This is a genomic window from Polyangium mundeleinium (assembly GCF_028369105.1).
In the GTDB taxonomy this organism is placed as follows: Bacteria; Myxococcota_A; Polyangia; order Polyangiales; family Polyangiaceae; genus Polyangium; species Polyangium mundeleinium.
Window position 1 is genome coordinate 5,507,963 of sequence record NZ_JAQNDO010000001.1, and the last position, 12,301, is coordinate 5,520,263.

Annotated in this window: 6 protein-coding genes; 2 read left to right on the forward strand and 4 right to left on the reverse strand. The window is 70.1% G+C overall.

All coding sequences use genetic code 11. From position 1 onward, the window contains the following. Window position 1: 1 nt before the first annotated feature. Window positions 2-1,399: an RtcB family protein gene (locus POL67_RS21995; RefSeq protein ID WP_271920110.1), complete on the forward strand. Its 1,398-nt coding sequence runs from the start codon at window positions 2-4 to the stop codon at window positions 1,397-1,399. Here the strand turns inward: POL67_RS21995 and POL67_RS22000 are convergent, their stop codons facing one another. From POL67_RS22000 to POL67_RS22015, 4 genes are all read right to left on the reverse strand, one after another. Beyond that, window positions 1,400-2,026 (reverse strand): ABC transporter ATP-binding protein, encoded by a 627-nt coding sequence (locus POL67_RS22000; RefSeq protein ID WP_271920112.1) that lies wholly within the window; start codon window positions 2,024-2,026, stop codon window positions 1,400-1,402. After that, window positions 2,023-3,264, reverse strand: a complete 1,242-nt coding sequence (locus POL67_RS22005) for a hypothetical protein (protein WP_271920113.1) — start codon at window positions 3,262-3,264, stop codon at window positions 2,023-2,025. The genes POL67_RS22000 and POL67_RS22005 overlap by 4 nt, the downstream gene beginning before the upstream one ends. A gap of 276 nt (window positions 3,265-3,540) precedes the next feature. Next, complete coding sequence (locus POL67_RS22010) at window positions 3,541-6,651, reverse strand: DVUA0089 family protein (protein ID WP_271920115.1); 3,111 nt, start codon at window positions 6,649-6,651, stop codon at window positions 3,541-3,543. A 297-nt stretch (window positions 6,652-6,948) separates the two neighbouring features. After that, complete coding sequence (locus POL67_RS22015; RefSeq protein WP_271920117.1) at window positions 6,949-8,037, reverse strand: phosphodiester glycosidase family protein; 1,089 nt, start codon at window positions 8,035-8,037, stop codon at window positions 6,949-6,951. A gap of 268 nt (window positions 8,038-8,305) precedes the next feature. Between POL67_RS22015 and POL67_RS22020 the strand changes: the two genes are divergently transcribed. Continuing rightward, a complete protein-coding gene (locus POL67_RS22020) occupies window positions 8,306-12,301 on the forward strand; it encodes a M36 family metallopeptidase (RefSeq protein ID WP_271920119.1) in 3,996 nt (1,331 codons plus the stop codon).

Below are 12,301 nucleotides of genomic sequence, written 5' to 3' on the forward strand. Positions count from 1 at the left end.
CGTGTACGAGATTCCGACCTCCTATCGCAGCGACATGCGCGTGCCAGCGCGGATCTTCGCGAGCCCGGAGACCTTGCCCGCCTTGCTCGCGGACCATTCCGTCGAGCAGCTCGTCAACGTGACCACGCTCCCCGGCATCGTGGGCGCCGCCTGCGGAATGCCCGACATGCATGAGGGGTATGGGTTTCCCGTCGGCGGCGTGGCCGCGACGGCCCTGCCCGACGGCGTGATTTCGCCCGGCGGGATCGGGTTCGACATCAACTGTGGTGTGCGGCTGCTCGTCTCGAACCTCGAACACAAGGCCATCGCCCCTCGGGTCGAGAGCCTGGTGCACGAGCTCTCGCGCAGCGTGCCCTCGGGCGCCGGGCGCGGGGGGCGGTGGTCGTTCGCGGGCAAGAAGCTCGATCGCATTCTCGAAGGCGGCGCGGGCGCGCTCGTCCGGGAGCACGAGGTGGGGACGGCGTCCGATCTCGAGGCCATCGAATCGGGCGGCGCGCTCGAAGGCGCGGACGCGTCCGCGGTGTCCGAGCGCGCAAGGCAACGCGGCGCCGATCAGCTCGGCACGCTGGGGAGCGGGAACCATTTCCTCGAAGTGCAGATCGTCGACGAGGTGTTCGACGAGGGGGCGGCCGGGCGGCTCGGGCTCTCGGTCGGGCGCGTGGCGGTGCTCGTGCATTCGGGATCCCGCGGGCTCGGGCATCAGGTGTGCACCGACCACGTGCGCCTGATGGACGCCGTGATGCAGCGGTACGGCATTCACGTGCCAGACCGGCAGCTCGCCTGCGCGCCGCTCTCGTCGCCCGAGGGACAACGATACTTCGCGGCCATGTGCGCCGCCGCCAATTTCGGTTTCGCGAACCGGCACCTCATCGCGCACCTCGTGCGGGACGTGTTCCGGCGGATGTTCGGGGATCGGGACGGCTTTTTGCGGTTGATCTACGACGTCGGGCACAACACGGCGAAGATCGAGAAGTACGAGGGAAGGAAGGTGTGCGTGCATCGCAAGGGCGCGACGCGCGCCTTTGGTCCGGGGAGCCGGGACGTGCCCGCGGCGTATCGCGATATCGGGCAGCCTGTGTTCATTCCGGGCAGCATGGGGACCTCGTCGTTCGTGTGTGTCGGGACCGAGCACGGGAGCGAGGCCTCGTTCGGGAGCACCTGCCACGGCGCCGGGAGGCAAATGAGCCGCACCGCCGCAAAGAAAATGGTGACGGGGCAGGCGCTCCGCAAGGAGCTCGAGGGGCGCGGCATCGTCATTCGTTGCGCGTCGAACGCCGAGCTCGCCGAGGAGGCGCCCGCGGCGTACAAGGACGTCGATCGGGTGGTCGACGTCGTGGCCGCGGCGGGCATCGCTAAAAAGGTCGCCCGGCTGCGGCCGCTCGGCGTGGTGAAAGGGTAATCAGGCCTCGAGCTTGCCGGCCGAGAGCCGGACCCGCGTCGCGCCGATCGCCTCGGCGAACCCGGGATCGTGCGTCGCGACGAGGATCGTCGTGCCCGCGGCGCGCCGCTCGTGGACGAGCGCCGCGAGCTCGCGGACGCCGGCCGCGTCGAGGCCGTTCGTCGGCTCGTCGAGCAGGAGCAAGCGCACGTCGCCGAGGATCGCCGCGCACAAGCAGCTCCGGCGCCGCTGGCCGAGGGAGAGGCCGCCAAAAGGCCGATCCCAGTACGCGCGGAGGCCGAGCCGTTCGAGGAGCGCTTCGTCCGGGAGCGGGACACGTTTCAGCGCGGCGACGAGCGCGGCGAGCTCGCGCGGCGAGAGGTGCGCCGGCGCGTCGGCGGCCTCGGGCACGTAGCCCACGTGGGCGCGTGCGGCGGCGCGCGGGCCGAGGATCGAGGCGCCGTCGAGCGTCGCGTGGCCCCGATCCGCGTCGAGCACGCCGGCGAGGATGCGCAAGAGCGTGGACTTGCCCGCGCCGTTGTCGCCGAAGATCGCCACGACCTCGCCTCGCGCGGCCGAGAGGTTCGCCGCGTCGAGCACGAGCCGTCCGCCGAGCCGCTTGTTCAAGTCGACGATCGAGAGCGTCACGCCGCACCTCGGAGCCTGCGTAGTACCTCGGCGCGACGCGTGGCTGCGCCGACCCGCATGATTCCGACGCCGACGACCATCCCGAGCGAGAGCTCGCCGGCGAGCGAGGCCGCGGCGGCGCCGAACGCAGCCCACACGAGCGCTTCGATCATGCCGCGATCGCCGCGCCGCGGAGAGGCCTCGGCCTCGCGCGCGCCGCCGACGAGGATCGCGCCCGTGGCGAGCCCGGAGGCGACCGAGAGCACGACGAGGCGCGTCGCGAGCGCGAGCGGCGCATGCAGGCCGAGGGCCCCGACGGTCCCGAGGACGAGCCCGCTCGTGGCCCCGAGGAGGCCACCCGCGAGGGCCGCGGCGAGCGCGCGGGTGCGCGGCGCTGTCCCCGTCGCGTCGCAGAGCCAGGAGGCCGCGCGCTCCGCCCGCACGACCGCTGCCGCGGCCCCCGAGAGGCCCGGCGAGAGCGCGACCGCCGCGAGGCCGAGGGCGAGCGCGCCGATCGACGTGTCCGTATCGAGATCGTGCCCGCGGGCGGCGAGCGGGAGCACGAGCCCGGCGAGCGCGGCGAGCGCGAGCGCGCGCCCGAGGACCGCAGGTTCGCCGCGCAGGACGCCGAGCAGGAACGTCGAGGCGAGCGCGCCCAGCGGAGATCGACCCCAAAACCCGCGGGCCGCCCCGGCCGATGCTTCAGGCGCGCGGCGGAAGGCAGCAGGGACGGCCAGGCACGCCGCGACGAGGGCCGCCCCGAACGCGAGCGGCGGGACGTTTCCGAAGACGGCGAAGCCCACGCCGGCCGCCGCCAGCGCCTCCTGCGCGCCCCACGGACGCGTGGCGGCGAGCGCGTGCCCCGCGAGGGCCGCGAGCCCGGCCGTGGAGGCCGACAGGAGGCCCTCGCCGCGCCCGAACAGGAGCATCCACGGCGCCTCGACGACGAGCGCGCACACGCCGCCCGCGAGGTGAAACACGAGGCGGGGCGCTGGCAACCACCGGAGATAGGTCCCGGACGGAGGAACGAGCGCGGCGCGCGCGGCGGGCAGGCCGAGCAAGAGCCACCCGGTCCAGAGGACGGTCATGAGCGTGGGGGAGGCGCGCATGACGGCGAGCGCCTCGGGCGGGCTCATCCCGTTCGGCCCGAAGAGGACGGTGGCGACGAGGAAGATGCCGAGCAGGAGCGGGGCCGCGAGGGGATAGGCCGCGCGCATCGAGAGGACGACGAGGATCTTCGCGAGAGCGAGGTGTCGCATTCGCACGCCCCCTTCCGTGTGCGCGCGGGGGCAGGATACCGGGGAGGTCCGGGCTGGAAAAGCGCGGAGGCTCCGAGGTTCCGTGGGTCAGAGGAAGTCGCGGGGGAGAGCGCCGGCCGCGAGGAGAGCGCGGCCGGCTTGGCGAGGCGGGATCAGAGGGGGTTCCACAGGCGTCGCGAGCGGCTCGAGGCTAGGGAGGTCGAGCGAGGCGTACTCTGTACGTCGAGCGAGGCCGACCGACGCATCGAGCCGCGCAGCAGCCTGGGGAACACCCTCTCAGGGGTTGGCGCAGATGATCAGGGCCCAGTTCTGGAGCGGGCCGGTGATGCCGCTCGAGTCGTCCACGGCGCGGAGCTTCCAGTTCCCCAGCGCGGATGACATCCCGACGAGCGAGTTGAAGGATGTCTCGGGCGAGAAGCACCCGGTGTACGGCGCCGTGAAGCTCGTGTTCGTGATCGCGTTGGGGCAGGTCGAGTCGAAGACCGTGTTGATGAGGTCGTCGTTGCTGAGGCCGTTGTCGCTCGTCACGTCGAACGTGGTGTTGTTCGGCGAGATGAAACTGAGGTCCACGTCCGCCATGTAGTCGTGGTCCATGTTGACCAGCAGCGCCACGCGCGTGATCGTCCCCGTGGGGCCGACGGCGAGGGTGCTCGTGACGCCCGTGGTGTTGTTGTCCGGGATGCTCATCGGGGTATCGATCGACCTGTAGACGTGCAACCTCTGCCCGGCGGCGCACGCGGGGAAGTAGGCCGGCAGCGTGCAGTTGGGATCCGCAGCGTCGGTGAGCCCGTTCCCGTTGTTGTCGATGCCGTCGTTGCAGAGCGTCTCGAAGGCGGTGCACACGCTCGGGGTGCCGGTGCACTTGTAACCGGGCTCCATGACGCAGAGCGACGAGCAGCCGTCGCCGGAGTTCGCATTGCCGTCGTCGCACGTGTCGGTGCCGTCGATGATGCCGTTGCCGCAGGTCTTCACGCAGACGCTGGGCGTGCCGGTGCACTTGTAGCCCTGCTCGATGACACAACTAGGCGACGAGCAGCCGTCGCCGCTGGCCGTGTTGCCGTCGTCGCACGTCTCGCTGGCGTCGATGATGCCGTTGCCGCAGGTCGGCGTGCAGACGCTAGGCGTGCCGGTGCACTTGTAGCCCTGCTCGATGACACAACTCGTCGAGCAGCCGTCGCCGTTGTTCGTGTTGCCGTCGTCGCACGTCTCGCTGCCCGTGATCGCGCCGTTGCCGCAGAGCGCGGTGAACGTCACCTGGAGCTGGTAGGCGCCGATGGTCCCGTTGTTGTCGTACTCCTCGACGCGCACATAGTACGTGCCCGGGGCGAGCTTGCGCGCCGCCGTGTCGGCCGACGCCGTCGGATCGATCAGGGAGCAGGTATTGATGCCGTCGTCGTCGTCCTCGATGATGACCGTCGTGCAGTTCGCCGCGAGGAGGAAGACCTTGGTGTCGTTCCCCGTCGTGCAGCTCCCCACCGCCGGGACGAAGGTCTCGATCTTCACGTCCGCGACCGCGGGCACGGTGAACGAGTAGTGGTCCCTGTCGCCGACGGGGCTGATCTTGCCGGTGACCGCGAAGGGCGGCTTGAGCGGGCCGCTCGCGCTCGCGCACGCGGCGTTCGGCTCGGTCTCGACGAGGACGCAGGTGCTCGGCGTGCCGTAGCACGCGAAGAACGGCTCGGATTGGCAGGTGGCGGTGCAGCCGTCGCCGGCCGTATGGTTGCCGTCGTCGCAGGTCTCGGCCGCCACGTTCACGTAGCCGTCGCCGCAGGTCGCCACGACGCAGCCCGGGAGGCAGGCGTCGTCGTCGTTCATGTTGCCGTCGTCGCACGCCTCGGTGCCGGCCGGGATGCCGTCGCCGCAGACCGTCTTGCAGACGCTCGGCTGGCCGGTGCACACGTACCCGAGCTGGGCCTTGCAGGTCGCGTCGCAGCCGTCGCCGGGGTTCGTGTTGCCGTCGTCGCAGGTCTCGGTGCCCTTCATGACGCCGTCGCCGCAGATCGGGGCGCAGACGTTCGGCGTGCCCGCGCAGGTCCAGCCCACCTCGAGCGCGCACGCGGCGTTGCAGCCGTCGCCGGCCACGGCGTTGCCGTCGTCGCAGGTCTCGGCGCCCGTGAGGATGCCGTCGCCGCAGAGCGAGAGGACGCAGACGTTCCCCGCGCAGATGTTGTTCGTGCAGTCGCCGTTCACGAGGCACGCCTTGCCGAGGTCGCAGGTCGGGCAGGTGCCGCCGCCGCAATCCGCGTCCGTCTCGGCGCCGTTCTTCACGGTATCCGTGCACGTCGGCACCTGGCAGAGTTTGCCCGTGCAGATGCCGCTCTGGCAATCGGCCGGCTGATTGCAGGCGAGGCCGTCGGCGCAGGGGCCACAATCCGCGCCGCCGCAGTCGACGCCGGTCTCGGTCCCGTTCTGGACCGTGTCCGTGCAGTTCGAGGCCTGGCAGATGCCCGTCGTGCAGACCGTGCTCGCGCAATCCGAGTTCACCGAGCAAATGAGGCCGGCGGCGCAGGGCGAGCAGTTCGGACCGCCGCAGTCGACGTCCGTCTCGTTGTGGTTCGTGACCTCGTCCGTGCAGGTCGGCAAGCAAATCGAGCCCGAGCAGGAGCCGCCCACGCAGTCGCTGTCCTGCGCGCAGCCGAGGCCGGGACCGCAGGGGCTGCAGCTCGCGCCGCCGCAATCGACGTCCGTCTCGTCGCCATTCTCGACGGTATCCGTGCACGTGGGCGTCTGGCAGACGCCGGCGTTGCACACGCCGCTCTGGCAATCGGGGGCCACCGTGCAGACGAGGCCGTCGGCGCAGGGGCCACAATCCGCGCCGCCGCAGTCGACGTCCGTCTCGGCGCCGTTCTTCACGGTGTCGCCGCACTCGGCGGGGACGCACTCGTTGTTCGCGCAGACGTTTTCGGGGCAGTCGGCGGGCGCGAGGCACTCGACGCACGTGCCCGCGCCGTCGCAGAGCTTGCCCTCGTTCGAGGTGCAGGCGTCGCCGGCCGCACGCGGCTTGTTCTCCGGCTGCCCCGCATTGCAGACGTCCTCGGTACAATCGTTCTGATCGTCGAGGACGTCGCTGTCGTCGTTCTCGAGCGTGAGCTTCCCCTGGCCGTCGCAAATCTCGCGGGCGCAGTCGCCGGGCATCTGCGTATCGCTCGGGGTGCCCATGGGGGCGAACGTTTCGCCACAGACGCGGTCCGTGCAGGTGCGCGTCCGGCAGACCGTGTCGGCGCCGGGGCAATCCGCGGGCGCCGAGCACGCGCCCATACCGCCCGCCCCGCCTTCACCCCCGGCGCCGCCGGTGGTGTCCGGGGGATCCGTGCTCTCGCAGCCCGCGCCCGCGCTCACGGCCATGAGGAGCGCGAAGGTCGCCGCGGCGTACCTTTTGATTCCCAAGCTTCTCCATCGACTCATGGGCGACATGCCCTTTCTCCCGATCGGCGCCATGCCGGCGCGAGGGACCACACGGCCCGCCGCCCCCGGGGACGCCGGACTTTCCCGTTTGCCAACACGTGACCTCACCACAGGCGAAAAAACCGGTCAAGGGGTAGATCGGCCCGGAAGCACCCTCGGACACGCGTTTTCGGGGCTATGGCCGGCCTCGCCTTCGGCCGCATGCTCCCGCTTCGTGTCGACTCTGCGGTCTGCCCCACCCAACCCCTCGGCCTCGGTGGGGGGAACACGAGCGTCGGATCAAGGCCGCGCGGGGGCGCCGGATTGTTTCTGCTTCAGGTAGAAGAAGTCCCGAGGTGCGGGCTTCGATACATATCCGGTCTTTGTGTATTCGACCTTTTCGATGAGCGTCGAGACGACCGCGGGCGGGGTCGAATGGTCGTACAGGAGGAACCGTGTATACGACCAGTTGATGTCGAGCTCCGCGGCGGACGCGGCGCCGGCTGATTTCATCGCCGCCGCGAGATCACGCGCCCATACCCACTCGCCGATCGCGAAGAGGAGCGTCGTGCCGTCCTCGTGCAGGCCGATCGCCGTGCGGCGAATCTCGCGATCGCCGCCCTCGGCCGCGCCCCAGAGCCGCGCCGTGTCCTCGGCCGGAAGCCGCGGGTGCAGCGCGCCGCCCTCGATCAGGCAGGGCGGCGTCTGCCGGTAGGACCAGATCTCCGCGGTGACGGGCGCGAGCGCCGGGAAGCTCGCGATTCGCACGGACCCGTCCCCGAGCAGCGCCACCGTGCAGCCGTCCTCTCGCGGCGCCAAAAAAACGTCGCCGTCGACCATCATCCCCCATTGGCCGTGCTTCGCCATGAACCCGCCATTGAACACCGCAATCAGCGAAGGCAGATCCGCCGCGGGGACGAGGCCGGGTCGTCGATCTTTTGACACCACCGTCGACGTAGGCTCCTCCGTGCCTGCGACGAGGCGCAGGTCGACCCGGCGCAGATCGATCGCCACGAGGACGACATATGGGTGGGGTTTGATGGGGTGGGGGTGGACCATGGCGCGCGCGAGCGCGCCGGTGCCGCGCGCGGCGCCCTCCTCGATCGGCGTGAAGACACCGTCGCCGGGTTTGGCGGTGCGCGCGTGGGGCGGCGGGAACGCGGGGGGCGGAAAAGGAGGACCCGAATTCGTGGGAGCAGGAACCTTTGGTGCAGCAGCGGTCTCTGGAGGGCTCGGTTCCGCAGGCTTTGGCGGCGGCGTCACGACGGGCGGCGCCGCGGGGATCGCCGCGGATCGCGGCGGCGGCGCCGAATGATCGAGGGCAGGGGGCGTCCCGCCGCACCCGCAGGCGAGGATCGAAAGGAACCACGGGAAGAACCGACGGACCATGCCCGGCCGCCATTAGCACAAGTCGCGCGCCGAGCACCTGAACTGCGAAAGAAAAGCAGCGCGGCGGGAATTTCCAAGCCGCGGGCGACGGAATCTTGCATCATCGTCCGAATACGTGCGGAAGCGCGCGCCGGCCCGCGGAGAGACCATAACGTGCCGCGCAAATGTGCTTCCCTCTAGCGGGATAACCGAGTACGCCTAGCCCTTGCCCATCTCTCGCCCACTTCCCTTTCGAGGGCGAGAGCGTCTCCGTTGGTGGAGGAATTCGATGAAGCGCTCCGTTCGTTGTCTCACCATGCTCACGGCGCTGGTCGGGGCTTCCTTCGCTCATGCGAAGGAGCTGCCGAACTTCGATGCTTCTTATCGCGCGCAGCCGACGCCCGCCGGGGCCCCGCGCATCTTACGGTCCCCCATCGGCGGACACGTCACCTCGGTGCATCCGCACTCGGGCGCCCCCACGTTCTTCTGGGCCGCGCGGGATCAGGCCGGCACGCAGGCGCTCGTCGCGAGCACGAAGCCCGACCTCGCCGCGCGCAAGGCGCTCGTCTCCGCGGCGGAGATGTTGAAGGTCCCCGAAGCCGCCATCCAGGGCACGGTCGTGCGTGAAATTCACGATCGCGGCGCGGGCGGCGTCGTCGTGCGCCTCGGCCAGGAGATCGACGGCGTCGAGGTCTTCCGCGGCGGCGCGAACGTCATGCTCGATCGGAGCCACCGCCTCGTGGCGGCCGCGAACAACCTCCACCCGGCCGCGTTTGCCGGAAACAAGCGGGTATCGCGCACGTTCGTCGTGACACCCCAGGGCGCCCTCGCCAGCGCGTTCCGGGATTTCCACGGGACCGAGCTCCCCACGGCGAACCTCATCCCACGCGGGGAAAAAGGCCGTTACCAGACCTTTGATCTCCTGCCCGCGCAGGGGCACGCGCTGGGAGGCCCCGCGCGTGTGAAGAAGGTGTATTTCCCGCTGCCGGATCGCCTCGTTCCCGCGTACTACCTCGAAATCCGCCCGCGCGAGGTGGACCAGAAAAACGCGGGGCTCTACGGTTATGTGATCGCGGCCGACGACGGGCGTGTCCTTTATCGGCAGAACCTATCGCACGACGTGGTCTTCAATTACAGGGTATGGGCCGAAGCGAACGGCGACAAACGCCCCCTCGACGGCCCGCAGGCCGATTACACGCCGCACCCGACGGGCGTGCCCGACGGCTCCCAGCCCGACTTCATCGCGCCGGTGCTGGTGTCGATGGATGGCTTCAACAAGAACCCCCAGGGCACCTTCGATCCGTGGCTGCCCTCCGGGGCGACCGAGACGTCGGGCAACAACGTCGACGCGTACGCCGACCACTACCAGCCGGACGGCTTCAGCAATAACGACACGCGCCCGACCGTCACGTCCCCCGGCACGTTCGATCGGACGTACGACGTGAACCTCACGCCGACGGCGAACCCGAACCAGATCATGGCCGCCACCACGCAGCTCTTCTACGTGACGAACTGGCTGCACGATTACTGGTACGACTCGGGCTTCGACGAGGCCGCGGGCAACGCACAGAAGAGCAACTACGGCCGCGGCGGCGCGGAGGGGGATCCGCTCCGCGCCGAGGCGCAGGACGACGCGTTCCAGAGCCGCGACAACGCGAACATGCAGACGCCTGCGGACGGCGAGTCGCCGATCATGCAGATGTACCTCTGGACGGGCGCGTCCGCGCGCAGCCTCACGACGAACCCCGGCGGCAAGAACCACGGCACCGACGTGGCCGAGTTCGGGCAGCAGGTGTTCAACACGACCGGCGCCCTCTCGCTCGTCAACGACCAGTCCACGGCCACGACGAACGAGACGCCCGGCACCTTCGGCGACGGCTGCCAGTCCATCAAGAACAACGTGTCCGGCAAGATCGTCGTCATCGATCGCGGCTCCTGCACGTTCAAGCAGAAGGCCGTGAACGCGCAGGCCGCGGGCGCGATCGGCATGATCCTCGCGAACAACGTGAACGAGCCGGCCCCGCCGTACATGCCGAACGGGCAGCCGAACGGGACCGTGACGCTCCCGGTCCTGTCCATCACGCTCGAGTCGGCCGCGGCGATCAAGCTGGCGATGATGGGCGGCGACGTGACGGCCACGATGGTCCGCTCGGCCACGGGCGTCGAGCGCGACGGCACGATCGACAACCACATCGTCGCGCACGAGTGGGGCCATTACCTGCACAACCGGCTCGCGTACTGCGGCGCCAACATGTGCGGCGGCATGGGCGAGGGCTGGGGCGACACGGTCGCCCTCCACATGACGCTGCGCGAGGGCGACGATCTCGACGGCGTCTTCGGCATGAGCGTCTACGCCACGGCCTCGCTCGGCGACAGCGGCTACTACGGCATCCGGCGTGTCCCGTACTCGACCGACATGACGAAGAACGGCCTGACCTACCGGCACATCGTCGACAACGAGGCGCTGCCGGATCATCCGATGGCCGTGGTCCCCGCACCGAACTCCGAGGTGCACAACGCCGGCGAGGTGTGGGCGACGATGATGTTCGAGGCGACGATCGCCCTCCTCAAGCGCAGCCAGGAGCCGGGCGCTCCCTACGACTTCGAAGGGGCTCGCCGGCGCATGGCCGACTACATCGTCACGTCGCTGAAGATGGTGCCGCCGGACGCGACGTACCTCGAGCAGCGCGACGCGATCCTCTCGGCCGCGTTCGCGGTCGACGTGAAGGACATGGAGGTCCTCGCCAAGGCCTTCGCCAAGCGCGGCGCGGGCTCGTGCGCGGTCTCGCCGGAGCGCGACTCCGGTGACAACGTGGGCGTGGTCGAGAGCTTCGAGGTCAAGGCTTCGGTCTCCGATCTCGCGGGCGGGCTCGACGACGCCGTGCAGTCCTGCGACGCCGACGGGCGCCTCGACGCCCAGGAGACGGGCCGCGTGACGATCGAGCTGAAGAACACGGGCGTCGTGCCGCTCACGGACGCGGTCGCGAGCGTGACGGCGCAGCAGGCGGGCCTCTCGTTCCCGAAGGGCACGCAGGTGCAGTTCGGCACGGTCCCGCCCTTCGGGACGGCGAAGACCACGATCGACGTGGCCCTCGACGGCTCGGTCGCCGGCATCAGCTCGGTGAAGCTCGACATCGCCGTGACGAGCGCGCAGACGTGCGAGCCCAAGTCGACGCTCGTCGAGGTGCCGTACATCAACTACGACAACGTGCCGGCGTCGGCCACGATCGAGAGCGCCGAGAGCGACATCGAGACGTGGAAGAAGTCGGGCGACGGCGCCGATCGGGTCTGGAGACGCATCCAGAACGGCCCGCCGAACCACGTCTTCCACGGCGTGGACCTCGGCAGCATGAGCGACACCTCGTTCGAGTCGCCGGTGATCGTCGCGGGCCCCGGGCCGCTCACGATCACGATGAAGCACCGCCACGAGTTCGAGGTGGGCCCGCCGCCGCAGGGCGGTGGGTCCGTCAACTACGACGGCGCGGTCCTCGAGATCTCGACGAACGACGGGCAGAGCTGGCAGGACGCGAGCCAGTTCGCGAACGTGCCCTACACCGGCCAAATCACGGACATCTCCGACAACCCGCTCGGCAAGCGGCAAGGCTTCACGAACCGGAACGCGGCGTGGCCGGGCTTCAGCACGATGACGCTGAACTTCGGCACCTCGCTCGCCGGCAAGTCGTTCAAGTTGCGCTTCCGCATCGGCACCGATCCGGCGGCCGGCGCGTACGGCTGGGAGATCGACGACATCGACGTGAAGGGCGCGGTGAACAAGCCGTTCGCGTCGATCGTGGAGGACAGCACGAACTGCGTGGGCCTGCCCGTGGCGAACGCCGGCGCGGACCTCGTGGTGTCAGGTGGTGATCAGGTCGAGCTCGATGGTTCGAAGAGCAGCGATCCGGAGGGCGACAAGCTGACGTTCAAGTGGACGCAGTCGGAAGGGCCCGAGGTCGCGCTCGTGGGAGGCGACCAGCCGAGGCCGACGTTCGTCGCGCCCGACGTTCAGGCCGAGACGACGCTCACGTTCCAGCTCACCGTCTCCGACGGCAAGGGCCTGGCGAGCGACCTCGTGAAGGTCACCGTTCTGCCGGGCACGGGGAGCAGCGGCGACGGCGGCGCGGGCGCCGGCGGCAACCCGGGCGTCGGCCCGATCATCGTCGAAGACGGTGGTTGCGGCTGCGCGGTCGTGGGTGACGAGCAGAAGAGCCCGGCCCTGCCTGCGGCGGCGGCCCTCGGCCTGCTCGGCGCGGTGTTCGCGCGGCTGCGTCGCCGGAACCGCAACTGA

What these genes read in the sequence shown, in the direction of transcription:
- POL67_RS22005 (WP_271920113.1), bottom strand. Translation starts at nt 3,264, where the DNA reads ATGCGACACCTCGCTCTCGCGAAGATCCTCGTCGTCCTCTCGATGCGC.
- POL67_RS22015 (WP_271920117.1), bottom strand. Translation starts at nt 8,037, where the DNA reads ATGGTCCGTCGGTTCTTCCCGTGGTTCCTTTCGATCCTCGCCTGCGGG.
- POL67_RS22020 (WP_271920119.1), top strand. Translation starts at nt 8,306, where the DNA reads ATGAAGCGCTCCGTTCGTTGTCTCACCATGCTCACGGCGCTGGTCGGG.